We start from the raw sequence: 25,057 nt of genomic DNA on the forward strand, positions 1-25,057 counted from the left end.
TATAAGATTTACAGGCCTAAAGTCACGACCTAAGGGAATATATGTACAGCTAGGATAATTGGAACGGAGAAAGCAACGAACGTCTATTTCAACGACTATCATCGGGGCGGTTACTATAAGGAAAAATTAATTTTCCGAAATGTATTTATCGTTGTGAGAGTAGGGCCACAGTACCAAAGAAACGTCTAATAAACGTGGAGGGATGGGCCTAAGTCTAACTAGTTTATAACCTAAAGTAATACCTTAAGACGAAGTTCAGCGGTCGAGTAGGAAAGTGGGAGACATCTTCATTACATGAGAAATTGAAAGGAGATGCCACACTGAACACGTCATTACGACATTGGGAATATTACGGTATGCATACTGTATTTGATAATTTATACAAGTCGAGCACAGAAAATCAATCATTTCGCAAACTATACAGAATTATCATTTCCGAAGAGAATATTTTACTTGCATATCGTTCAATCAAATCAAATAAAGGGTCAAAAACGGAAGGTACTGATAAATTTACCATCGATAACTATAAAGGAATGACAAAAGGTGAGTTTATTCAATTTATAAGAGATGATTTAACGAATTATAAACCTAAAGCAGTTCGGAGAAAAATGATCCCTAAACCTAATGGAGAAAAAAGGCCATTAGGTATACCTTGCATGAAGGATAGGCTAATACAGCAAATGTTTAAGCAGGTTTTAGAACCAATAGCTGAAGCGAAATTTCATAAACACAGTTATGGTTTTAGACCAATTAGAAGTGCTAACCATGCTATTGCTAGGTGTGCATCTCTCGTAAACAGATATCAGCTTAATTATGTCGTTGATATTGATATTAGAGGTTTTTCGATAACGTAAATCACACCCTACTAATGAAACAACTGTGGAATATGGGAATTAAGGACAGGATAGTTCTTAAAATTATCATGAAGATGTTAAAAGCTCCAATAAAAGGTGAAGGGTTGCCTAGTAAAGGAACCCCACAGGGTGGAATACTTTCTCCGTTACTATCCAATATTGTCCTTAATGATTTAGATCAATGGGTATATAGCCAATGGGAAGGTTTTAAAACGAAGCGGGAATATTCTGGTGATAATAAGAAGAATAGAGCTTTAAAAACCACAAACTTAAAAGAAGGCTATATTGTGAGATATGCGGACGATTTTAAAATATTTGCGAGGGATTGGAAGACAGCACAAAAATGGTACTACGCTGTACGCTTATACCTAAAAGAAAGACTGAAACTAGATATTTCGCTTGAAAAATCTAAAGTTATAAACCTTAGAAGGGGTTATTCGGAATTTCTAGGATTCAAAATCTGTGCAAAGGTTAAGGGGAGTAATAATAAAGGCAGATTAAAGTATGTAATGCAGACTAATATTAAGAATAAAAAGAAGCAAGAGATTAAGAGCAAGGTAAAGAAGAAAATCAAAAAAATTCAAAAAGAACCAATAGCTGAAAATATCTTGAATCTTAATCAGTACATTGCCGGAATACAAAATTACTTTAAATATGCCACGAATGTTTTTAGGGAACTAAAGGATGTCTCATATAAACTTTCCACGCTCATGTACAATCGTCTGAAGGATATTAGTAAGAAAAAATATCCTTTAAATGCTAACCAAACGTATAAGAAGCGATATAGCTTAACTTATAAAACATGGGAAATAGCCGGCGTATATATTTATCCATTACACGATATAAACTATGTAGTTACGAGGTTATTACCTAATAAGTACAATGTTTACACTATAGAAGGAAGAGCAGCGATATATAAAAATCTCGATATGATGGTTAATTCACAACTTGAAGTCTTGAGGAAATCATTAACTCTAAATAATAGTATTGAATTCTATGATAATAGACTTTCAAGATATTCTATGAAAAAAGGAAGATGTGAAATCACAGAAAGATTTTTATATGCTTATGAGGTTCATTGTCATCATTATATCCCATTACATCTTGGCGGTGATGATAGCTACAATAACCTCAGAATTATCCATGTAGACATTCATAAGCTAATTCATGCTACACGGTTAGAAACGATTGAAAAATACATGAAAGAATGGTCGCTAAATGATGAAATGGTTAGAAAGATAAACCAATATCGTAAGAAATGTAATCTTAAGGCTATCACAATGAACTAGTTAGATGGCGCGCCGTATGCGGGGAAACTCGCCTGTGCGGTGCAGAGCGGGGGAAAAGCTGGAGATAGCATCAAAAGCTTACCTATCGCTATTGGTAAATGAAACTGAAACAAAAATAATTTGTGGGCGAATAGAATCTGATACTAAATTAGGTGAAGCTGGCTATTTGCATATAGTCAATGAAAAACAAAAAAGGGGATATGATTTTTCGCCGGATCAGATGGTAAAAGAACATAAAAAGAAAAATGATTATACTTTAGATGTTTTATATTACATGTTTCTGCAAGAACTAGAACTACGAGAAGAACATATTGAAATGTTGACTGGTCCTGAACGTAGGATTGCAATAGAAACAATAAATATACGAAATTATAAAAGTTTTCCTATCAAACCATGGGATGTAACGAAAGAAATAATCAAGAAAGCTGGCGGTAAAACAAGTTTGATTGTAGGGATCCCGGGATTCTATGCAAAAGAAACAAAGGAAGGAAGGTATTTTACATTTGCGGGTAGGAGAGATTCTCTCTTAATTCCACAAAGGAATATTTATAATCAAATATGTGGTTTTCAGTATAGAATTGATAATCCAAAATATGTGACAGTTGTGAGAGACCATAAACCTAGCTTTCAAGCAGCTGTTATTGAGCAGCCTAATATCATTGAAGTAACTTATAAAATCAATGGTAAGAAAGAGTCGTTGTTTAAAGGTGCAGTAGATGTAAAAGAATGGTATGAAATAGATTACGAAGGCAAGAAAATAGGTGAAGTACAGCTGAAATTGGAGAGTAAATACATTTGGGTTAGCTCCGGTGGAAAGTTTCATGGAACAGGAGCTGGTAACCCATTACCGATACATGTAGCAGTACCAAGTCGAGAGTTGCAATATTGGGAACGTGGAGAATTAATTAAAAAGGATAATGTATGGATCACAGAAGGTAGTTTAAAGGCTGATATATCTGCAGAAAACTTAGACGAACTTCTAACCAATGAGGAGAAGTTAATGTATGGTACTACAGTTGTATCCATACCAGGAGTAAAAGTTTGGAGAATATTAATTGATCCATTAAAAAAAATGGGGGTTAAGCAGGCGACTTTCGCTTTAGACATGGATATGATTACAAATCCTGACGTTCAAAGAACATTGTTAGAGTGTGCACAAGCATTATATCAGGAAGGTATTAGTATTAATTATGCTAGTTGGGATATCAATCTTGGGAAGGGACTTGATGATTTGTTATTGCAGGATTATATTCCAGCAGTAGAAAAGGTAAGATAATCACTGGTAAAATGGGGTTTTATAATAAAGTTCATGTTTTTTAATTATACAAATAAAGTATGTAATAGTCAATAAATGTAAATAGGGGTTTTAATGGTAAATCATTTTTTACTTTGTTTTAATGGATGTTTTGTAGTAAAAATACAAAGCATCCATCATTTTATACTTGTTCTTCATAATCATCAAGGTTTAGATTGTATATTTAAATTTTGATGATTATGAAGAGTAATATATATGTGAAATGATGTGTAATTATTTTGCTAAGTTTATATAGATATAATTAGTCAAACCACAAGAAAATGATGTATATTTTAATATCTTGGTAATTTTTTTAAATTTTTTGAAGAATTGATTTTACATTTTTTTATAATCCTATATCATATACATACAGGGGAAATTGGAAGATTTTTGAAGAGGAAGTTTCGTATCTATGTCATATCGATGATAGTTTTTAATTACTAAATACTATTCATGTATACGAGGTGAAACAAATGGGGAGACGAGTAAGCGAGAAGAAAACAAAAGAACAATTTTTATATGAAAGAAGAAAGCAATTAGAAATAATGGAAGGCATTAGTAGCATCTGTAAAGGGTGCGATATATATAAAGAGCTGAGAAAAACGAAAGCGCATAAGGAAGTTTCTAATACATGTGCAAAAGAATGTAAGTTAATTAGTAGTGTACAAAAGGAAACAAAGTTGTTTTTAGAAACAATCCGTTAAAAAAGAGAGAGGAGGAATGGGTATGAATCAATCATATAGCAGGATAAATCGTGATGAATCATTAAATAAAACTATAACACAAGGTACTGCTGCAGTAACTATTAGGCCAATGCCTAATACTGAAGAAAACAATAATAATATTAGGGGAATTGGAAATTACAAGGTACTGTCAAAAGAAGAAAGTTTACATTTGTTTAAGCGGTATAAGCATGGAGAAAAAGATCTTCGTGACTATTTGTTCCATGTAAATGAAGGTCTAGTATTATCAATTGCAAGAAATTATAAAAATAAGCATCCTGATATAGAATTTGATGATTTGGTTCAAGAGGGAAATGAGGGAATGTTACGGGCAATGGAAGATTTTAATCCGGATTTAGGATATTGTTTTTCCACATACGCTTTCTGGTGGATACAAAAAAGTATGTTAGGAATTATACGTAAAAAAAAGTCTGGGCCTTTTAAAATTCCTACTCATGTAAATCAATTTAATTTGAAATATGTAGAATTGGAAGATAAATATTTACAAAGGTACAATAGGACTCCATCGGTAGAAGAAGTAGTAAAAGAGCTAAATGTAACTAGAGAAACGGTTATAAGGCACAAAGTATATTATAAACGAGCTACTACTATGACTTTGGATATAGATACTATAAATGAAGATGTAGGTATATCAACGCCATTCTTTGATGATAGATCAGCAATACCTTCAACAAATGAGATGATAATAGAGGACTTAAATTACGAGATATGGTTAATATTTGATGAAGTATTAAATCCAAAGCAAAAGATGGTGCTAAATTTATGTTTTGGTCTACTTGACGGTAAAGTGTATTTGCATAAAGAAATTGCAAAAGCACTTATGATTACAACTGAAAGAGTTTCACAAATAAAAGATGAAGCAATAAAAAAATTAAAGAAATGTCAACATAAGAGTGAAATTTTCAATTTACTTCACGAAAAAATGAAAGTGATGGATGAACTTAACATGGCGTGAAAATGAATATTCATATTTGTCAGAAGATACAGTATAATATACATATTGTATCTTTTTATTTTTAAATCTATTTCACAAAATTTTGCCCCTCGGGTAACGTGAATTACAAATTTGTTATTAAAGTTTGTAATAATACGCGACCTTGAGGGGCTTTTTGTGTCTAAAGGAGGAAACTATGTGATGCAGAAAAGAGAAAAAATCTTTAGTTTAAGAAAAGAACTGGGAAAAAAACTAAAAAATAACGGTTTTTCTAAGGAGTTTATGGACATTCAATTAAAGTTTAGAAAACCAATTAATCAGTATTCAACTGCTGAGTTGAAAGAAGAGACTTTAAAAGCATTAATAAAATATTACAGAAGAAAAATAGAACAAGTAACAAGTTATAAAGAACTAGAAGAAATAATAGAAGGAATCCCATTTTCAAGGCAATCAATAGAAATATCAGAGATTGAAGAGGAAGGATACTCAAGTGCAATACACTTATTGACAGACATTAATCCGAAATTAAAAGAAAGACGTAATGATTATAAAGAGAGATTTACAGTTCGAAATTTTAAAGAATTATTACCGATTAATATAAAAGTGAAGAAGTTTTCAAATAATAAACAGCAATTCCTTGAAAAAACAGGAATTGCATTTGGGAAAATCCCTATTCGAAAGAGTGCTCATTTGCGCTCATATAGAATTAAAACGGATTATAAGTCATATAGACTAATTGATTTAGGGACGTTATTAGCCGAGGCATTTCTAGAGAATTCGCTTGAGCTATTTATTATTTCTAACCCCGAGTTGTATGAATATCAGGGGATAAAATTTTGCTTTGAGAACAAGATGGAGAATGGAAATGTCATCGATGTATATGTGGATATGAAAATTGATAATATGAATGCTGAAGGAAGAATGGTTTTTGAGAAGTTGAAAAAATTTAAATATATTAGTGCTAATGCAGAATTAAATATAATTCCTGTAGTTGATGAAACAAGAAGTTTCTATAAACTTTACTTAAATTCAGAGTATAATGTGATCCATAATTTTAACGATCTGCATTATAAAATCATGCTCAGAGAGTTTATAGATAGACAGGAGAATATAAAAAAGCATATTAAAATAAGGGGCGATAAAGCTACGGTTTATGCCCGTTTTTTTGAAACAAAAAAACATATAAACAAATCAACATTTAAGGTAATGAAGAACAATTGTTTTAAGGAGAACTTTGGGTATGTTGAATTAGACAATGATGTTGGTGCGATGTGTTCCTAAGTGAAAAGCTTAGGCTTGATAAAGATACAATTATCAGGAACTGATAAACTGAAAAGTCAAATGATAGGGTAACGCCTTGAAGGGCTTTCCATAATACTCCGACTGGAAACGGATTAGGTAAATAATCTTTTGTCAGAAGCTCGGTGAAGTCGACTGAGATTGTCCCCTAACAGATTAAGCTGAGGAAATGCGAACCAGAGGTGGTCGAGGGCAAGATAGGTCGGTGGTCCCAAATATCTATGATAAGAATGTTCTAAATGTGCTTTAGCACCATATGAACTGACGAAGCTCCGAATGTACGGGTCTAGACGTTGAAGGAATCGAAAGGTTTCTGCCCCCTAAGTAGGTAGTCTATGAGGGTTAGTAAGTTTCGACGTTATGAACGCCCTTATAATGTTACAGGCATTATTGAATAGACAGGCTCATAGGAGATATCTAAGGATATTTATTTGGATAAGTTTATCGGAACACAGGAAGCTGAGTACGAGGAGACTTTACCGTCAATGAATCGGTATTAAGGAAAACTTATAGTGTGAGATTAGCACATAAAGGATAACTTAATTTTAACTCAGTGAAAGTGGTGGCAATATACCAATGAACCCGTGATAATAAGCGGCGGAGGGACAGCCACTAGTCTTACAGAAGGATAACTAATTATTCCCTTATTTAGAATCTAACGATTTCAAGGTTCTCGTATGACTAAGAAAGTGAAATCTCCTACGGGAGTGATTAGCGACTTGGAAAAACGTAAGAAGCTAAGGCATAACGAATACTATGACATTCAAGAAATTTTTGATGAATTGTATTCTCAAAGTCAACAAGGGAAATATTTTAGAAATCTCATTAGCATAATGAAAAGCAAGAAAAATATCCGATTAGCATACAGAAACATCAAAAGAAACGGAGGAAAAGATACAGCAGGTGTTGATGGGATAACCATCAAAGACATTGCTAAATTACCTCCACATGTAATAGTTGAAAATATCGAGAAAATGTTTGATTTTTATGTCCCTAAACCTGTTCGTCGAAAAATGATTCCGAAGGAAAACGGGAAAAAAAGACCGCTTGGCATCCCATGTATGTGGGATAGGTTGTTCCAACAGTGTATTCTACAAGTTTTGGAACCAATTTGCGAAGCGAGATTTCACAACCACTCCTATGGATTCAGACCTAACAGAGGAACCAATCATGCTATTGCAAGAATGTTATTTCTTATAAATCAATGTGGATTGCACCATTGCGTCGATGTTGATATTAAAGGATTCTTCGATAATGTGAATCATGGCAAACTTCTTAAACAGATGTGGACATTGGGTATTAAAGATAAAAAATTGCTTTCCATAATCTCTACCCTAGTCAAAGCTGAAATAGAAGGTGAAGGCATCCCGTCCAAGGGAACACCTCAAGGAGGTATCCTATCACCACTATTATCAAACATTGTACTTAATGAATTAGACTGGTGGGTAAGCAATCAATATGAAACTTTTGAAACGAAACATCAATATACCCAATCAAACAAGTTTAGAGCTTTAAAAAGCACTAAACTAAAGGAAATCTACATTATTCGATATGCTGACGACTTCAAAATACTTTGTAGAACTAGAAACCAAGCAATCAAAACCAAAATTGCTGTAGAAAAATTTCTAAAGGAAAGACTACAATTGGACTGCTCTGAAGACAAGTCCAAAGTGGTTAATCTAAAGAAAAATTGGTCCGATTTTCTGGGTTTCCAGTTAAAAGTTAAGGCTAAAGGTTATAAGGAAACTAAACAATGGGCGAAAACTAATGTGAAAGACGAAAATACAGGGAAATGGAGAACTAAGAACTATGTTAAATCAATTCTAAAGGAACCAAAGTACACTTGCACTAGTCGCATGTCGCCTAAAGCTTTGAAAAAAGCAAAAGATAAAATAACTAAAGCCATTAAAACAATACAGAAGTCACCCACACCAGATAAGGCAAAACTTTTCAACTCTACGGTGATGGGCATTCAAAACTATTATAAAATAGCAACTAATATAACATTAAATCTATCGGAGATTAGCTTTCATTGTCAGAGAGCCATATACAATCGTCTTAGATTGAATACAAAACAAGCTAGCTATAAGGATATGACCAAAATGCAACAAAAGAGGTACAAAGGATATAATCCAAAACTAATCTCTCTCGGTCCAGTGGTACTTGCTCCAATTCATGCACAAAAACATGAAGCTCCAATGAATTTTAACCAAAACATAAGTAATTATACATCTAATGGTAGAAAGCTCATTCATAACAAACTTATGAAAATCGCTGAAACAACCATTGCAGCGATTATGGAACAGTATTTATCGGACAGGAGTATAGAATACCACGATAATCGAATCTCAAAATTTGTTGGTCAACAAGGTAAATGTTATGTAACAGGAAAGTTACTTGGAATAATTGGTTGGCATTGCCATCACATCATTCCATTTCATAAAAATAAAGACGACAGTTACAAGAATTTGGTCATAGTTGAAAACGACATACACCGACTAATTCACATGACGGATGAAGTTAAAATCTATAATCTTCTTGTGATGAATGAGATAAAAGGAGCTAAACTCAAGAGAGTTAACTCGTTGAGAGAAAAAGTAGGGTTAGAACCTATAGACCTAAAGAGTATCAAGAAGAATATCCTAATAGCAAGTTAATGTTTTAGATATTCATTCAAAGAATTCTAAAATTTAGGTTATTTGGAGTAAGAGGGAACGCCGTGTGCGGTGAAAGTCGCATGCACGGTGTGAAGTGGGGGAAAAGGTCAACTTAGTAAAGAGATACATACTAATCACTAGTATCACTGAAAAGTTGTTTGCGGAGGGTGCCGAACCTAAAGACTTACCTATCACTATACTTGATGAAATTCAAAAAAATAGAGAGGGAGTTCTTAGAATTCAAAAAAGTCGTTCCTTTACCTGAGTTGAATGATCATAGCTTTAGGGTAAAAAAATTAGGCAGAATAAAAGCAGATGGTGTATACGTTTCTTCACCGGTCAAAGCACTAATAGTAGATATTGCTGCTCCTAATTCTTTTGCACACGAATGTTTGCATCTAATCGATTATACAGTGATGAAAGATTCAACGCTATTAAGTGAAGGTATTCGGTTTAGACCGATATTAGATAGATATATAGAACTTGTTTCAAAAAAAGTGGATTCATTAGAAAATGAGCACGCTTTTAAATCTCAGTGGTTTAGTAATAAGAAGTATAACAAAGATTATTACTTAGATTATTCGGAGATATTCGCACGTGCTGGGGAGATGTACTTGTTTTATATTGCAAAGATAGAAACATCATTCTTGTATGATAATTATAATTCAATTGTTTTTCCAAAAGATGATGAGTTGATGACTATGATAAGTGATTACTTTAAATGGTTGTTTCTAAAATTAAAGGCTCAGTTACCTAAAAAAGAACGATCTATTATGAAAATCTTAAATGATACGAAATCAAGTGTGGATACATTAAGTGCTGCTCCATTGGAATATGTCATTAACAGTGATGGACAGCTCACGTTGTTTTAATAAAATTATCTGGAGGTGGATAGGAATGCCAACATATGTGTTATATGGAAAAGAAACTTATTTATTAGAAGATAAGGTTAAAGGGATAATTCAGGAATTTACTAATAATACAAAAGAAGATTTAAATGTTGTTGAATTTGATATGGAAGAGGAAACAATTCAAACTGCGATAAATGAAGCAGAAGAGTATTCATTTTTCGGAGGTAAAAAAATCGTCATAACAAGAAACGCGAATTTTTTAACAAGTGATAATAATAAAGAAGTGAATCATGATGTTAATTATATACTCAGTTTTTTAGAGAAGAAAATGGAGGATTCAGTACTAATATTAATTGTTAATCAGGAAAAATTAGATCAAAGAAAAAAAGTAGTAAAAGAATTAAAAAAGAAAGCAATTATTTTTGAAGCAAAGACACTCAATCAGGCAGAAACAGCTACATGGATACTAAAGTATGCAAATAACAAAAACATACAAATTTCTAATGAATCGGTTCAGGAATTGATAGTATCAGTAGGGTGTAATTTAAGATGTTTAAAAAATGAAGTTGATAAGTTGTATGCATATAGTAACGGTGGAAAAGAAATAACTATGGACGCAATAGCAGCGGTCACTGTTAAGAGTCTAGAGCAGTCAATCTTTAATTTGAGTGAATATTTACTAAGTCAAGATACTAATAAAGCAATCGAATTATTTAATGAATTGATTTTGAAAAAGCATAATCCTATTCAAATATTAGCTACCCTTATATATAAATTTGATATGTTATTCAAAATTAAAGTTTTACAGAATTGTACAAAGGATAAAGAGCTAATTGGGATATTAGGTTGCCATCCATATGTATTACAAAAGTCTAAAGAACAAATTAAGGGATTTAATCTTTCAAAAGATGACTTAGGAAATATCTTATGTATACTTACAGAAGCTGATAATAATATGAAAATGGGAAAAGATTCATATCTTACTATGGAAATTTCAATAACTAAAATTTGTGATGTATTAAGAACATCTCTTATAATATAAATTAAAAACTATACTATATATTTTAGGAGGGGGATAATGAGTTATTGTGAATTATGTGGTTCCTTTGTTCGAGAAGGGGATTATGGACAATCAAAGTATATATGTGAGAATATGAATTGCGAAAGAGCGAATCCATATTGGGCTTCTAAAAAAAGAAATGAACTTATTAAACCCTTTTTAGAAGAAATAGAGAAATATAGTTCGTTTAGTCAAGGCGTAATTGATTTCCATGATGTTAGATGGATTGGTGATGGTTCGGCTGAAATTAAACTGAATGATGGAACTGAATTTATGTGCCATGTTAAAAAGGATAAATTTAATCCTTTTGATTTTCCGCATTTTGAAGAACTAGAAATTAATTTGGATGAGGGTGCCATCAAAGAAATAAAAGAAAACATGTCAAATTTAATTAATTTACATGAAGAAATGAGAAAAGTTATTAAAAAAGGGATTAGACAGTAGTTTCTAACAACCTATAATAAAATATTCAACTGTATTACAATTTCAAAAAAGAAGGATAAATGGGGCGACCTGTTTATCCTTCTTTTTGGTTTATCATGCTAAAAAAAATAATATTATCTGTATTTTTCCTTAGTTTTTTTGTGGAAATATCTCATGATTAATTATGAAGGATGAATAATTTAATTACTCTCATTAATGAGGTACTGATAGAAAGGAGGCCATTGTTGTTATATGCAAAATAATAGAAAAAGAAACGTAATTAAAGAAAGGATTAGACAAGAAAAAGAACGAAGAGAGCGATTACTAGCAGAGGAAGAAGAACAATATGAGGATGTCAATAAAGATCCAATAAGTGAGCAAATACAACAAGAGCATTTGGAACAACCGCGGAACCAACGTGAAGAAAGTGTAAATGTGAATTTACCTAAAAATGAATCTTCAAATAGTAACCCAGCTCTTGATTGGATCACTACAATTCAAAATCAGGCAGGCACTTCTGAGAATGATTTAAAAATAAAAGAAGCAGAAGAAGAAGCGATTGAACGTGAAGAAGTAGAAGCGCGTAGAAAAGCAGAGGAAGAAGCAAGAAAACGAGCAGAAGCGGAAGCGCGTAGAAAAGCAGAGGAAGAAGCAAGAAACCAAGCAGAAGCGGAAGCACGTAGAAAAGCAGAGGAAGAAGCAAGAAACCAAGCAGAAGCGGAAGCACGTAGAAAAGCAGAGGAAGAAGCAAGAAACCAGGCAGAAGCGGAAGCACGTAAAAAAGCAGAGGAAGAAGCAAGAAACCAAGCAGAAGCGGAAGCACGTAGAAAAGCAGAGGAAGAAGCAAGAAACCAGGCAGAAGCGGAAGCACGTAAAAAAGCAGAGGAAGAAGCAAGAAAACGAGCAGAAGCGGAAGCGCGTAGAAAAGCAGAAGAAGAAGAAGCAAGGAAACGTGAAGAAGCGGAAGCGCGTAGAAAAGCAGAAGAAGAAGCAAGGAAACGTGAAGAAGCGGAAGCACGTAGAAAAGCAGAGGAAGAAGCGAGAAAACGAGCAGAAGCGGAAGCACGTAGAAAGGCAGAGGAAGAGGCAAGAAAACAAGAAGAAGTGGAAGCACATAGAAAAGCAGAGGAAGAAGCAAGAAACCAGGAAGAAGCGGAAGCGCGTAGAAAAGCAGAAGAAGAAGCAAGGAAACGTGAAGAAGCGGAAGCACGTAGAAAAGCAGAGGAAGAAGCAAGAAAACGAGCAGAAGCAGAAGCGCATAGAAGGGCCGAAGAAGCAGCAAGGAAAGAAGTAGAAGCACGACGGAAGGAAGAAGAGAGAAAACTTGAAGAAGTAAGAAAAAGAAGATTAGAGGAAGAAAATAAAATAAAAGAAGTACAACAGAGACAAAAAATAGTTGTAGCTAAAGGTGAAACAGAAAGTGATGAGATTAATTTAAATAAGGAAAGAGATCTACCAAATGAAACTAAATTTGAACAAGAAGAGAAAGTAGTAATCGATAAAAAAGGAATCTTAAATAATATGAAAAAATATAAGTACGCTATTATAGGAGTCGCATCAATTGTTTTATTAGTAGTAGCAGGTTTTGCCTTTAGTAATTTGAAGAATTCACAGGCTGCATCTGCAAATAATGTAAATAGTCTTGAAGTTAATGCGAATTTAATAAATGGATTAAGGTTATCTGCAGTTCAAAAATATCAAGATGCTGCCTTGGAATTTGATAAAGTGGATTATAAAAAATTAGGAAAAGAAGATAAAAAGGCGGTTTTATTTACGTATCTATTAAGTGGTAAAGCACAGAAGGCAATTGACTTAGAACAAGATTTTGCAGAATCAGTAGTTTCATATTATATAGCTGTAGATAATTTGAAAAAAGTAAAAGAATTAAAAACAAAAAATCCACTAATTAATTTTGAAATTGCTGCATTAGATAACAAACATGAAGAAGTTATCAAATTAAGAGATCAAGTGCCACTAGATGGCAGAAGAGAAGGAATTATTGTTAATAGTTATTTGAAATTAAATAAATCTGAGGAAGCTAAAAAGTTTGCTCAAAAAGTTGGAAATAAAGATTTACTCGAAAAAATTAATAATTCTACACCTAATAGTTCTGCTACTTCTGTAGCAACTATAAGTGCAGGTTAGGTAATAGGGAGGAATTGATTGTGCCTTTAGATTATTCGAAAATTTTAAAGAAAGTGTTACTTACGACTACTGTAACTACCTTAAGTGTTGGGGTAGTTACAGGCTGCTCACTGTTTTCTTCTGAAAAGAAGAGCACTAAAACAGCATCAGTATCTAAAAAGAAAAAGGATAGTGAAAAAGAAAAGAAAAAAGATGAGAAAAAAGAAGAAAGTAAGAATGAGCCGACTGAAAATCTAAATACTAATGATTTTGATGAAATCATTGATAATGCAAAACGTAGCTCTGACCAAAATTTAGCCGGTATCATTGAAAATAACAAAACCAAAAAGAAATTTGATGACTTAACAGATTCAATTGCAACCGCAGCTATAAACTCAGATCGTAACTTAGCATCAGTTATTGACGGTGATAAATCAAATAATCGTTTTTCAGATTTAAATACTTCAATTGCATCAGCAACAAACAATCCTTCTGTCTCGGATAATAAGGATAGTAAGAACTTTGTATTTGGTGGCGATCTAAATATTAATGATGGTGTGGCTATTGCAGATAACTCAATACCTCCAATTAATAATGATAAAAAGCCACCTACTTCTGGTGACACTAGTGGCGGGGAAGTGAAACCGCCAACAGGTGGTGAAGGTAATAATGGAGGTGGTACAAAACCACCAACAGGCGGAGATGGTAACGATGGTGGAGGCGGTACAAAACCACCAACAAGCGGAGATGGTAACGATGGTGGAGGCGGTACAAAACCACCAACAGGCGGAGATGGTAATGATGATGGGGGCGGTACAAAACCACCAACAGGCGGAGATGGTAACGATGGTGGGGGCGGTACAAAACCACCAACAGGCGGAGATGGTAACGATGGTGGAGGCGGTACAAAACCACCAACAGGCGGAGATGGTAACGATGGTGGAGGCGATACAAAACCACCAACGGGCGGAGATGGTAACGATGGTGGTACAACAAAACCAGAAAAGGATACAGTGGCACCAGTAATTACAGCGAAACAAGGTGTAACTGTTTATGTAGGAGATAGCTTAAATGCAGGAGATTTAGTAGAAGTAAAAGATAATAAAGATCCAAACCCAGTAGTAACAGTGGGAGCGTACGATACAAGTAAGGCAGGAGAAATTCAAGTAACAGTAACTGCAACAGATGCATCAGGAAATAGCTCAAGTACAACAGTAACCGTCAGCGTAGTAGAAAAAGAAGAAGAGAAAGATACAGAAGCACCAGTAATTACAGCGAAACAAGGTGTAACTGTTTATGTAGGAGATAGCTTAAATGCAGGTGATTTGGTAGACGTAAGAGATAATAAAGATCCAAACCCGGTAGTAACAGTAGGAGCGTACGACACAAGTAAGGCAGGAGAAATTCAGGTAACAGTAATAGCAACAGATGCATCAGGAAATAGCTCAAGTACAACAGTAACTGTTAACGTAGTAGAAAAGGAAGAAGAGAAGGATACAGAAGCACCAGTAATTACAGCAAAACAAGATGTAACTGTACATGTAGGAGATAGCTTAAATGCAGGTGATTTAGTAGAAGTAAAAGATAATAAAGATCCAAACCCAGTAGTAACAGTGGGAGCGTACGATACAAGTAAGGCAGGAGAAATTCAAGTAACAGTAACTGCAACAGATGCATCAGGAAATAGCTCAAGTACAACAGTAACCGTTAAAGTAGTAGAAAAAGAAGAAGAAAAGGATACAGAAGCACCAGTAATAACAGTGAAACAAAATGTAACTGTACATGTAGGAGATAGCTTAAATGCAAGTGATTTAGTAGAAGTAAAAGATAATAAAGATCCAAATCCAGTAGTAACAGTGGGAGCGTATGATACAAGTAAGCCGGGTACAATATCAGTTCAAGTAACAGCAACTGATAATGTGGGTAACAGCTCAACTGCAACGGTAACTGTCAACGTAGTCGAGAAAGAAGAGGAGAAAGATACAGAAGCACCAGTAATAACAGTAAAACAAGGTGTATCCGTACATGTAGGGGATAAATTAAGTCCTGAAAGTTTAGTGAGTGTAAAAGATAATAAAGATTCAAATCCAGTAGTAACAGTGGGAACGTATGATACAAGTAAGCCGGGTACAATATCAGTTCAAGTAACAGCAACTGATAATGCGGGTAACAGCTCAACTGCAACGGTAACAGTAAAAGTAGTAGAAAAGGAAGAAGAGAAGGATACGGAAGCACCAGTAATAACAGCAAAACAAGGTGTAACCGTACATGTGGGAGATAAATTGAGTCCAGGAAGTTTAGTGAGTGTAAAAGATAATAAAGATTCAAATCCAGTAGTAACAGTGGGAGCGTATGATACAAGTAAGCCAGGTACAATATCAGTTCAAGTAACGGCAACTGATAAGGAAGGAAACAGCTCAACTGAAACAGTGAATGTGGTAGTTCTTGAGAAAGAAAAGCCGGAACAGAAGCCGGAACAGAAGCCAGAGCAGAAACCAGAACAGAAACCAGAGCAAAAGCCAGAACAGAAGCCAAAACAGAAACCAGAACAGAAGCCAGAGCAGAAACCAGAACAGAAACCAGAGCAAAAGCCAGAACAGAAGCCAGAACAGAAACCAGAACAGAAGCCAGAGCAGAAACCAGAGCAAAAGCCAGAGCAGAAACCAGCAGAAACAACATCTAAAGAGCAGGGAAATGGATTGCTTGCATCAAATTCTAATGATGTAGCGAAATAAGATATTAGCAAAATGATAATTTAGTAAAAGTATAGAATCTCAACTACTAGTTGGGATTCTTTTTTTAATCGATTAATATATGGAAAATTCTATCATTTCGTCTTATAATGAATTTATACTATTTTCTTTTTTATTTTTAAATTCTAACTATAACTTTTAGCCCTTCGGGTTTTGTTAAATTATGAGATTACTCTATGTAGTCTACTAATATGACATATCCCAAAGGGCTTTTTGTTTTGAAAAAAGAAATTAGTAAATACAGAAGCGAAGGGGAATAAAAATGAACATTGTACAATTACCAAATCGTGTATTTAAAGCAAAAGAGGAAAGGGAAAAAAATGAGTATGTAAACTATATTCGAGATGTGGTTTTTGCAAATTGCACAAAGGGAGAAATAGAAAAATTTAATGAAGTACTAATGAGTAAGAAAGAGAACTTAATTAAGAGGCAGTTAAGTTTATTGTTTTTCAACTCAATAGTTCGGTCTTCGTTAAAAGAAGCTTTATATGTTGCTTTAGATGCAGAAGTGGAATTTTCAATAAATCAAGAGCAAGGTGAAAAATTACTAGATTTTAAAGTTAGGAAGGAAAGAGAAGAAGTTAAGGATTATTTTACCGTTTTAGAAGATAAAATAATAAATGAAGTAGATGACGAAACAAAAATTCAGCTAGCTGAAAATTACAATAGCGAGAATTTTAGAAGGTTCATTTATAAATTTTTGTATCAGTAATGAATAGCTAATTAAAAGTTATTTTAAAAAGAACTGACAGCCCTACTATTAGTTTAAAATAAAGAAACTTCATAAATTCTTATTTTAATACCAGCTAAATACTTCAAAAGTTTCATTTAAATGTAACTCATAAAAAATAAAATGTACCCTATCGAATACATAATTAAAATGTATATTCGATAGGGTATTTCACTTTTTACAGGACATTTTTTTAAGTTGTTACAATAATGTTTTCTTAAAACTTCACAAATCTGTCCAAAGGTTTATAGCGTAGAACCACCTTGCCTTCTATATTATTCAAAGGTACAAAGCCTATTTCTTTAAAGCGGCTGTCTAAACTTTCCTCGCGATTATCTCCTAATATAAAAATTGTATCATTCGGAACTTTATCGAAACCGTAAATACCTTTTAATGAAAAATCAGCTGTTTTACCTTTTGCGTATAGATCTTTTACCACAAGTCCATTTATATAAAGCTGCTGTGATTTATATTCTATTGTATCTCCAGGTAAACCAATTACCCTTTTTATAATGGTTTTATTATTAGAAGTGTTTTCTAACGGGGAATTAACAACAACTATATCAAATCTTTGCAGATCTTCTATTGAATGGGAGAGGTGATTAATTAAAACCTTGTCATTATTAAATAAGGTATTTTCCATAGAGACTCCAGAAACCTTATATGGAAAAAAAACGAACTGTCTTAATAAAAGTAAGGTAACGCCAATTATAAATATTAATATTGGAAAAATAGAAATTAGACGTTTTTTCAATTGTAAATCAAACTCCATTCTGAGGGTTTATAATATTTATCATAACATAAATTTAACGGATTAAATATTCTGAAGATTGTTGTTTTTGCAGGTGTAATTTGTTAAAATTAAGTATACCTTTTTTTAATTTCAATTTTTTATATCTATAACTACTATAGCCCTTTCGGGGTTTCGATTTTCAAAGATAGTTTAAGTTTTTTACTTTTACTTTCTTTTTAAATATAACTCCGAAAAGGGCTTTTTTGCGTTTTTTGGAGAACATCACATTGTGAAAGGATGAAGATTTTATGAAGATCAAAAGATTATTTTTAGTGTTAGGCGTTTTAGCTATGATGTTTGTTTTTTATAACACCTTTATAAAATATGAGCCTCAAACTGATGCTTTAACTCCAATCAAAGTAGAAGATTTGAAACAAAAGATTCAATACGATTATTTGTTTGAAGATGAATTATCACAAAATGTGATTAATGACTTAGGTGGGCAATTCAAATTAATATTTGATGATATTGATAAGAACGGTCACTTAACTATTTATCAAAACAAAAAAGAACTAGAAATGTTTTTAGGAAATCATGTAACAACTGCAGAATTAGCTGATGGATATATATCAGACTATTTTAGTACAAATAAGAATTACAAAGTTACTTATAAAAGTAAACCAAGTCTATTTAATTATGAAGAACCAAGAACTGTTACAAAAGTAAAAAAAGGATTGTTTTTGGTTAAACAAAACGACTTAATTCTGGAATTTAAATATGTACCAGAAATAGATGGATTTCGAATTTCTGAGATTACATATTTAAAATAAAAAAATATTAGGAGGAACTTATTATGTTACAAATTAGAACTGTTATTGCTGATGCATTAAATATTGATAAAGAAGTGAATGGTTTTTTGAAGTATTGTGATAATCACGGGAAAATAGTTAAAGAAATAAAACCAGGTGGGATCATTAATCGTGAATATGATCAAGGCCAACCACTTGTAACAGTTTTAGTTGTTTATGAAGAGAAAAATTAACTGCAGTTATGAAAAAGACGAGGATCAATTCCTTGTCTTTTTTATTTTCTAAGAAGGGTGGATAAATTGACTATGAAAATAATAAAAAAAGTGGCCGTCTTTAATTACAAAGAATTTGAGAATTCTTTGTTAGAGATGAATAATCGTGAATTAGATGTGGATGATTTAATGGTACCTATTGATTTAGCGAAAGTTCTAAAGTTTATACGTAAAGATTCATTCTCGGTTAAAGAGTTATTGGATCAGAACTTTCAACTTGAATTAATAGTTGCAGCTGCAGATTACATGAGACCTGAATTATTCGAAAATCAAACTATTTTAGATGAAATCACAGGAAATGTTGAATATGCAGATACAACAGATGAAGACTTCCCATTTTTTTAATGGTAGAAAAAGAGGGGATTATATGTGGAATGATATTGAAGAGTTTTTTGTTGGAAATGATACTACTGGTATATACGACATGTACAATTCTTTTTTTCAATTAATCTATTTTATTTGTAGTTCTAAAGACTTGCTAGCAAAAGCTAATATGGATGATTACGAAATTGCTATTCAAGATCATGATATTGAGTCTAATAGTGAATGCGCCCATATTAATTTTGTTAATGCGTTACTGCAATCTATAAATGATGAATGTAAGTTTCAAGCAGCATTTTTAATGGATGAGGAAGAAGTATATTTATTTCAATTAGAAGACTCAGTATTTCGAGAATACAATAAAAAGCTATTTTTAAATGATACGTGTTTATTACAAATTAAAAGTAACATCGATTTAAAAAATGTAAAGGATATATTTCCGGATTTAGTTTTAATAAGTGACTATGCTAATGAAGATGTATTTTATGTAATCCATGAGGACATTCATGATGTGTTAGATACAAAGAAATTGAATCGATATATAGATTTATTGATATTAATTAAATAGTAAGGAGTCCTGATCATGATAGATATATGGGAACGTTTAGAGATGGATGAACATGAAGAAAATTCTAATCTAACAATAATAAATCTTATTTCTTTATTTATCTCAATGAAGAATGAAGGGGTACCAGCGGAATTATTTGAAGAGGTTGTAATTCAAAAATTAGATTGGAATGCAGAATTCTATTCCTATAATGGCTTCAATCCATATACAGAGCTTGTAGAAGGAATACTTAACTGTATTGGTTATTTAGAAGAAGCTACTGTTAGAGAGTATCTAGAATGTGAAGCAAATGAACTATTTGAAGGAGATTTTGATGAACCTATTATATTAGTTTTCATTCCCCTACCTTCAGGATATGAAATGAATGATATTAAGAATCTATTTAAGGAAAAGGTAATCCATTTTAAAGAAGATGTGGATAACGAATTCGATAATGAATTTGCTTTTGTTATGTGTAGTCAATTTGAATATTTTGACGTATTTACTTGGATTGAACTATTTGAAGTGGTGTATTTCATAAAAAAAGTTCAAGAAGAAAAAGAAAAATTTAATTTAAGCCTTTATAAAGAAGAGATTGTTGGGAGGACTTACTTTGACAATTTATTTAAAAATTGAGGAACATTCTCCAATAGTAGAAGCAAAGATTGTGGATGATTTAGGAGTAATAAAAAAGGATTTTAAATTTCCTGCGGTTGAGCTTGGAAAATCTATTGCTAGGTCTATTTCACTAGCAAAGGAAGAATTAGATTTTGAATTTAATTATGATTCAGGTTTTATGCCTAAGAATTTAAAGCAGCATCTTTCTGTTGGTACAAAAGATGGAATTAAGCACTTTTATTTTTTGGAATTAGAGAAAGCAAATAGAAAAGTTGAGTTATGGAGAGGTAATCATAAAGAAAAATTAACTTTTAATATTGTGGGTTTTCCAAAGGTCTTATTAGTACTCGCGGTATTACAAAATCCAAAAGGGGTTAAATCTTTTCAGAGTGCATTTGCATATGCGATGAAAGATGAACCTATTAAATTAGATTCTCCACTATATGTATATCCATTTCCGAATGTCTACTATAGTGGGAATGTATGCATGGGTGGGAATAAACCTCCAACAATAGAAAATTTAACAGCTTTTGAACGATGGTTTCACCAATTACCATTCGGTGCAGATATGTATACACCGGATAGAATTTCGAAGGATCTAGAATTAAAAAATAAATCTGATGTTTTTCAACTTTTTAGTTTTTTAGATGGAAAAGAATTTAATGATAATTGGTTAGTTTCATATAAGAAAACATATAAGCAATTGGTTAATGAATTTAAGAATTCAAAATAATAAGGAGTAAGTTATTATGAGTAAAAAAGAACTTGATATTTTTGATTATTTATTAGAGGAAAATAAACAAAGTGAAAAAAATGGAGCCGAAACAATAAATAGCTTAGATGAAGGAACGATTTTGGCAATACAAAAGATGGAGGAACAAAAAAGGGCCAGCGAAGAAAATAGAGCATCAAGATTAAAAGAACCTAATAGAAGTAAACAGCAGCAGGCATCTAAGAAAGAGCAAAAAGATAATAAACAGAAACCCGATAACGATGCAATAATTAGAGATTATAAATTGTGGAAGCTTAATAATGAAACTGTAGTGAAGTATTGGGGTAACACACATGCTTTAATAGAGTACTTTAGTGAAGAAGAGATTCTTAATAACGGAAAACCAGACTTCATGGAAATTAGTGGAGAAAAATTGAGAGAAAGAATGGAGAACTCAGGATACGATGAATTGGTAAAAGGTCATGTAATAATGGGTTATATCAAAGATAAAAATATTATCACAGTATCCATTGACATGAAGAAAAAGGGGAATAGTACTAAAATTACACCTTTCTTTCCAATACCACAGTATATACTTCAAACTTTTATAGAGCATGCAAAATTCTACGCTACTAAAGAGTTAGAATTACATGCAGAAGTATATCTTGATCAAAATGGGTGTTATGAAATAGTCTTTCCTAAGCAAAAAGTAAATAAATATTGGGTTAAACCTGAGACTGATATTTTAATGCAAATGGAGAAGAGATTAGTGCTTCAAATACATTCACATCATAATATGAGTGAAATACCAAGTGTATTGGATAATCAAAATGAGGTTGTTCCAAATATTATTTATGTAATTGTAGGTAGATTACATCGATATTTTCCTTCAATACATGCAAGGATTTATAAAGATGAGTTACATCAACAAGTAGACCTTACAAAGGTATTTGCATCACCTTTTAATGTTAATGGACCACTGGAACAAGTGGAGGTTGTAGAGTCTGCAATTCATGAGGTGGACGAAATATGATTCAATTATATCCATTTAATGTAGATATTCCTATTCATATTGTTCAAGTTGGTACTGGTGGTACGGGGTCATTAGTGGCTCAGTATGTAGCGCAGCAAATGGTTACTTCTAGAATTACGGAAATCAAGGGGATTTTAGCAGATGCAGATAGTATTGAAGAGAAAAACTTAAGAAATCAGTATTTCATTAAAAATGAGATAGGTAAGAAAAAAGCAGACGTATTAGCAAAAAGATATTCTAATCCGTTTGGAATTGATTTGCGGTCATATTCTGAAGAGTATATAGAAACTACTGATCTTTTAATGAAATTATTTGATTCATTGAAAGTAAATAATAAAAAGGAAACAATAAAAATTCTTATCAGCTGCGTCGATAATAATTGTGCGATTCGTTCCTAACTGAAAAGGTTAGGTACTAATCCTTAATTGGATTAGGAAAACTAATATTCTGAAAGGTAGAATGAGGAGGTAACGCTCTAAAATGCCTTCCCTGATACTCCGATATGCAATCTTGTTGATAAAGACAAGATTGTATAAAGCTCGGTAAAGTCGGTTGAATGTTACCCCAGTATGCTCTAAAAGGCATATGGAAAACTGCTCAGAGGTGAGTGGCGTAGCAGATAGACCGGGGGTCTATAAAATACCTATGGTTAGAATGTTACTAAATGTAACTGACGAAATTCTGAATGTAAGTGTCTAAATATCGATATGGTAGAAATGCCATACCCACCGAAGTTGTGGGGGTTGTGAGGTGGAGTAAGAATAATTGTTATGAAACACCTTATATTGTTAAAGGCAATATCCAGCAACCAGGCGCAAAGGAATGACCTAAGGGTATATGAAAAGATAAGAATATTGGAACGAAGAAAGCTAGGAACACGGAGGTTTTATCGCCTGTGAAGTGTTGAAATGGAAAGGGTTTAAATAAATTTATAACATTTCTTTATCCTAGTGAGAGCAATGGCATGACCTATGAACTATTTGTAATAAATAGGGAGGAATAGCCATTAGTCAAAAACAACTATCAAATTATTGAGTGATGTAAGTGGACGTGAAATCGCAAGGTTCGTGTAAGACTAAGAGAGGTGAAAGTAATTTATGAGTAACCGACTTGAGATGGAACGAAAGCCAAAGAAACATAAGAAACTTAGATTTAATGAGTATTATGATACACAGCAATTGTTTGATGACCTTTACAATAGAAGTAGTAAAGGGGAGATATTCAAAAATCTAATCTCCCTTATAATGAGTGAAGAAAATATAAAACTTGCCTATCGGAATATAAAGAGGAATAAAGGAAGTTACACTAAAGGTTCTAATGATACTACTATTTTAGAAATAGCTGAACAAAATTTAACTACATTTGTAGCAAAAGTACAAAAAGCGCTAGAAAATTATAATCCGAAACCTATTAGGAGGGTGTACATTCCAAAGAGGAATGGTGACAAAAGACCACTAGGTATTCCAACAATGGAAGATAGGATTGTTCAGCAATGTATTAAACAAATTCTGGAACCTATTTGTGAAGCGAAATTTTATAACCATAGTTATGGTTTTAGACCAAATAGAAATGCAAAACATGCTATTGTTAGAGCTATGTCCCTTATGAATATTTCTAAGTTCCATTATGTAGTTGATATTGATATTAAGGGATTCTTCGATAATGTAAATCATGGAAAGCTACTAAAACAGATTTGGTCGTTGGGAATTAGAGATAAAAGTCTATTATCTATTATTTCTAAAATTCTCAAGACGGAAATTGAGAACGTAGGAAAAATGGAAAAAGGAACCCCTCAAGGTGGAATCATTTCTCCATTGCTTTCTAATATTGTTCTTAATGAGCTTGATTGGTGGATAAGTTCACAGTGGGAAACTATGATTACAAGACACAACTATGAAAGTATTGATAAAAGAAATAATACAATTATTCGCTCCCACAAATATACTGCATTAAGAAGAACGAGTAACCTTAAAGAAATGTTTTTAGTGAGATATGCAGATGATTTTAAAATCTTTTGTAAAGATTTTAATTCTGCACAAAAGACTCTAATAGCAGTTAAGAAATGGCTTAAAAATAGATTAGGACTTGAAGTGAACAATGAGAAATCTAAAGTCACTAATCTTAGAAGAAATTACACCGAGTTTCTTGGGTTTAAGCTTAAGGTTGTTAAAAAGAAAGCTAAGAAAACAGACTATGTTGTAAAATCGCATATTACCGAACAGGCCAAGAATAATATCACTGAAAAATACAAAAAGGCTATTAAGCGTATCAAAGTTAGACCACATGCTGATGAGGTTCGTTTGCTTAATTCAAAAATTTTAGGGTTTCACAATTACTATAATATCGCTACGATGGTAAACAAAGATTTTGCAGACATATACTATAAAACAAAAAACTTTGTTTACAATCGGTTACATCGTATATCGTCTTTAAAATTTAAAGGTGGAGAGACTCCTCCAACTTTTCTGAAATACTACGGTAAGTATAATTTTAAGACGTACTATATTATGGAAAAGCCAATATATCCGATAGCAGGTATTACACATAAATCTGCAAAAGCGCTAAATAAAGAGGTAAATTCATACACCGAACGAGGGAGAAGGCTAATTCATGATAGGTTAAAATCGATTAACATAACAATATTAAGGTATTTGATGGAAAACCCTATTATCGATCAATCAATTGAGCTTAATGATAACCGTATTTCACTCTATGTAGGGCAAAATGGTAAATGTGCCATTACGAAAGAGCCTCTAGAAATAGGGGATATGGAGGTCCATCACATCATTCCAAAGTCAAAAGGTGGGACTGATGAATACGTAAATTTAATTTTTGTTCGTAGTGATATCCATAAACTCTTTCATGCAAAGAAAAAGGAAACAATAAATTACTATTTAGATAAAATCGGAATACTCAGCAGGTCTATGATACGTAAGATAAATAAAATGCGTACTTCTATTGGTAACGAGGAGATTTAATGAATTAACACTCAAAATGATAG

At 32.7% G+C, this 25,057-nt stretch carries 21 protein-coding genes and 1 pseudogene; 21 read left to right on the plus strand and 1 reads right to left on the minus strand.

From position 1 onward, the window contains the following. The first annotated feature begins 320 nt into the window (after positions 1-320). The 12 genes and pseudogenes from ltrA (QCI47_RS29470) (at position 321) to QCI47_RS29525 (ending at position 16,993) form a co-directional block, all read left to right on the plus strand. A pseudogene (ltrA, locus tag QCI47_RS29470) lies at positions 321-2,143 on the plus strand (group II intron reverse transcriptase/maturase). A 34-nt stretch (positions 2,144-2,177) separates the two neighbouring features. Continuing rightward, positions 2,178-3,419 carry a DUF3854 domain-containing protein gene (locus QCI47_RS29475; RefSeq protein WP_078399686.1) on the plus strand — a complete coding sequence of 414 codons (1,242 nt, stop codon included), beginning with the start codon at positions 2,178-2,180 and terminating at the stop codon, positions 3,417-3,419. 491 nt (positions 3,420-3,910) lie between these two features. Continuing rightward, positions 3,911-4,141, plus strand: a complete 231-nt coding sequence (locus tag QCI47_RS29480; protein WP_000533694.1) for a hypothetical protein — start codon at positions 3,911-3,913, stop codon at positions 4,139-4,141. Between the two features lie 22 nt (positions 4,142-4,163). Further along, positions 4,164-5,135 carry a sigma-70 family RNA polymerase sigma factor gene (locus QCI47_RS29485; RefSeq protein ID WP_001076758.1) on the plus strand — a complete coding sequence of 324 codons (972 nt, stop codon included), beginning with the start codon at positions 4,164-4,166 and terminating at the stop codon, positions 5,133-5,135. 180 nt (positions 5,136-5,315) lie between these two features. Next, positions 5,316-6,395 carry a hypothetical protein gene (locus QCI47_RS29490; RefSeq protein WP_001171910.1) on the plus strand — a complete coding sequence of 360 codons (1,080 nt, stop codon included), beginning with the start codon at positions 5,316-5,318 and terminating at the stop codon, positions 6,393-6,395. A 695-nt stretch (positions 6,396-7,090) separates the two neighbouring features. Then, on the plus strand, positions 7,091-9,070 hold the full coding sequence (gene ltrA / locus QCI47_RS29495; protein ID WP_013142315.1) for a group II intron reverse transcriptase/maturase: 1,980 nt from the start codon (positions 7,091-7,093) through the stop codon (positions 9,068-9,070). Positions 9,071-9,273: 203 nt separating this feature from the next. After that, positions 9,274-9,942, plus strand: a complete 669-nt coding sequence (locus QCI47_RS29500; protein WP_000669423.1) for an LPD1 domain-containing protein — start codon at positions 9,274-9,276, stop codon at positions 9,940-9,942. A 25-nt stretch (positions 9,943-9,967) separates the two neighbouring features. Next, a complete protein-coding gene (holA, locus tag QCI47_RS29505) occupies positions 9,968-10,963 on the plus strand; it encodes a DNA polymerase III subunit delta (RefSeq protein ID WP_001143700.1) in 996 nt (331 codons plus the stop codon). A 36-nt stretch (positions 10,964-10,999) separates the two neighbouring features. Further along, positions 11,000-11,425 carry a hypothetical protein gene (locus tag QCI47_RS29510; protein ID WP_000119415.1) on the plus strand — a complete coding sequence of 142 codons (426 nt, stop codon included), beginning with the start codon at positions 11,000-11,002 and terminating at the stop codon, positions 11,423-11,425. A gap of 231 nt (positions 11,426-11,656) precedes the next feature. Continuing rightward, positions 11,657-13,549: a hypothetical protein gene (locus tag QCI47_RS29515; protein ID WP_001180714.1), complete on the plus strand. Its 1,893-nt coding sequence runs from the start codon at positions 11,657-11,659 to the stop codon at positions 13,547-13,549. 20 nt (positions 13,550-13,569) lie between these two features. Then, positions 13,570-16,263: an adhesin gene (locus QCI47_RS29520; RefSeq protein WP_025921772.1), complete on the plus strand. Its 2,694-nt coding sequence runs from the start codon at positions 13,570-13,572 to the stop codon at positions 16,261-16,263. A gap of 280 nt (positions 16,264-16,543) precedes the next feature. Next, positions 16,544-16,993 (plus strand): hypothetical protein, encoded by a 450-nt coding sequence (locus QCI47_RS29525; RefSeq protein WP_001028512.1) that lies wholly within the window; start codon positions 16,544-16,546, stop codon positions 16,991-16,993. 235 nt (positions 16,994-17,228) lie between these two features. Here QCI47_RS29525 and lepB read toward each other — a convergent pair whose 3' ends face one another. Then, on the minus strand, positions 17,229-17,783 hold the full coding sequence (gene lepB, locus QCI47_RS29530; RefSeq protein ID WP_029948453.1) for a signal peptidase I: 555 nt from the start codon (positions 17,781-17,783) through the stop codon (positions 17,229-17,231). Positions 17,784-18,052: 269 nt separating this feature from the next. Here lepB and QCI47_RS29535 point away from each other — a divergent pair, with 269 nt between their 5' ends. The 9 genes from QCI47_RS29535 (at position 18,053) to ltrA (QCI47_RS29575) (ending at position 25,034) form a co-directional block, all read left to right on the plus strand. Beyond that, entirely contained in the window at positions 18,053-18,574 is a 522-nt protein-coding gene (locus QCI47_RS29535) for a hypothetical protein (RefSeq protein ID WP_000695115.1), read from the plus strand. Between the two features lie 23 nt (positions 18,575-18,597). Continuing rightward, a complete protein-coding gene (locus tag QCI47_RS29540; RefSeq protein WP_000939328.1) occupies positions 18,598-18,786 on the plus strand; it encodes a hypothetical protein in 189 nt (62 codons plus the stop codon). Between the two features lie 135 nt (positions 18,787-18,921). Continuing rightward, on the plus strand, positions 18,922-19,170 hold the full coding sequence (locus tag QCI47_RS29545; RefSeq protein ID WP_232481706.1) for a hypothetical protein: 249 nt from the start codon (positions 18,922-18,924) through the stop codon (positions 19,168-19,170). A gap of 22 nt (positions 19,171-19,192) precedes the next feature. After that, a complete protein-coding gene (locus tag QCI47_RS29550) occupies positions 19,193-19,714 on the plus strand; it encodes a hypothetical protein (RefSeq protein ID WP_000266984.1) in 522 nt (173 codons plus the stop codon). A gap of 15 nt (positions 19,715-19,729) precedes the next feature. Beyond that, positions 19,730-20,329 (plus strand): hypothetical protein, encoded by a 600-nt coding sequence (locus tag QCI47_RS29555; protein ID WP_000565598.1) that lies wholly within the window; start codon positions 19,730-19,732, stop codon positions 20,327-20,329. Continuing rightward, positions 20,307-21,044 carry a hypothetical protein gene (locus QCI47_RS29560; protein ID WP_000158352.1) on the plus strand — a complete coding sequence of 246 codons (738 nt, stop codon included), beginning with the start codon at positions 20,307-20,309 and terminating at the stop codon, positions 21,042-21,044. Before QCI47_RS29555 ends, QCI47_RS29560 begins: the two co-directional genes overlap by 23 nt. Before the next feature lie 16 nt (positions 21,045-21,060). Continuing rightward, entirely contained in the window at positions 21,061-22,056 is a 996-nt protein-coding gene (locus tag QCI47_RS29565) for a hypothetical protein (RefSeq protein ID WP_000037306.1), read from the plus strand. After that, positions 22,053-22,454: a ThiF family adenylyltransferase gene (locus tag QCI47_RS29570; protein WP_000615507.1), complete on the plus strand. Its 402-nt coding sequence runs from the start codon at positions 22,053-22,055 to the stop codon at positions 22,452-22,454. The genes QCI47_RS29565 and QCI47_RS29570 overlap by 4 nt, the downstream gene beginning before the upstream one ends. Before the next feature lie 699 nt (positions 22,455-23,153). Continuing rightward, positions 23,154-25,034 (plus strand): group II intron reverse transcriptase/maturase, encoded by a 1,881-nt coding sequence (gene ltrA, locus QCI47_RS29575; protein ID WP_000071176.1) that lies wholly within the window; start codon positions 23,154-23,156, stop codon positions 25,032-25,034. The last annotated feature ends 23 nt before the right edge of the window (positions 25,035-25,057 follow it).

Origin of the sequence: Bacillus cereus group sp. RP29, assembly GCF_040459765.1 — a bacterium.
Classification (GTDB): domain Bacteria; phylum Bacillota; class Bacilli; order Bacillales; family Bacillaceae_G; genus Bacillus_A; species Bacillus_A paranthracis.

Bases quoted from the DNA above. Each gene is read 5' to 3' on its own strand.
- QCI47_RS29480 (WP_000533694.1), top strand. From the start codon at position 3,911: ATGGGGAGACGAGTAAGCGAGAAGAAAACAAAAGAACAATTTTTATAT.
- QCI47_RS29485 (WP_001076758.1), top strand. From the start codon at position 4,164: ATGAATCAATCATATAGCAGGATAAATCGTGATGAATCATTAAATAAA.
- QCI47_RS29490 (WP_001171910.1), top strand. From the start codon at position 5,316: ATGCAGAAAAGAGAAAAAATCTTTAGTTTAAGAAAAGAACTGGGAAAA.
- ltrA (WP_013142315.1), top strand. From the start codon at position 7,091: ATGACTAAGAAAGTGAAATCTCCTACGGGAGTGATTAGCGACTTGGAA.
- QCI47_RS29500 (WP_000669423.1), top strand. From the start codon at position 9,274: ATGAAATTCAAAAAAATAGAGAGGGAGTTCTTAGAATTCAAAAAAGTC.
- holA (WP_001143700.1), top strand. From the start codon at position 9,968: ATGCCAACATATGTGTTATATGGAAAAGAAACTTATTTATTAGAAGAT.
- QCI47_RS29510 (WP_000119415.1), top strand. From the start codon at position 11,000: ATGAGTTATTGTGAATTATGTGGTTCCTTTGTTCGAGAAGGGGATTAT.
- QCI47_RS29515 (WP_001180714.1), top strand. From the start codon at position 11,657: ATGCAAAATAATAGAAAAAGAAACGTAATTAAAGAAAGGATTAGACAA.
- QCI47_RS29525 (WP_001028512.1), top strand. From the start codon at position 16,544: ATGAACATTGTACAATTACCAAATCGTGTATTTAAAGCAAAAGAGGAA.
- lepB (WP_029948453.1), bottom strand. From the start codon at position 17,783: ATGGAGTTTGATTTACAATTGAAAAAACGTCTAATTTCTATTTTTCCA.
- QCI47_RS29535 (WP_000695115.1), top strand. From the start codon at position 18,053: ATGAAGATCAAAAGATTATTTTTAGTGTTAGGCGTTTTAGCTATGATG.
- QCI47_RS29540 (WP_000939328.1), top strand. From the start codon at position 18,598: ATGTTACAAATTAGAACTGTTATTGCTGATGCATTAAATATTGATAAA.
- QCI47_RS29545 (WP_232481706.1), top strand. From the start codon at position 18,922: ATGAATAATCGTGAATTAGATGTGGATGATTTAATGGTACCTATTGAT.
- QCI47_RS29550 (WP_000266984.1), top strand. From the start codon at position 19,193: ATGTGGAATGATATTGAAGAGTTTTTTGTTGGAAATGATACTACTGGT.
- QCI47_RS29555 (WP_000565598.1), top strand. From the start codon at position 19,730: ATGATAGATATATGGGAACGTTTAGAGATGGATGAACATGAAGAAAAT.
- QCI47_RS29565 (WP_000037306.1), top strand. From the start codon at position 21,061: ATGAGTAAAAAAGAACTTGATATTTTTGATTATTTATTAGAGGAAAAT.
- QCI47_RS29570 (WP_000615507.1), top strand. From the start codon at position 22,053: ATGATTCAATTATATCCATTTAATGTAGATATTCCTATTCATATTGTT.
- ltrA (WP_000071176.1), top strand. From the start codon at position 23,154: ATGAGTAACCGACTTGAGATGGAACGAAAGCCAAAGAAACATAAGAAA.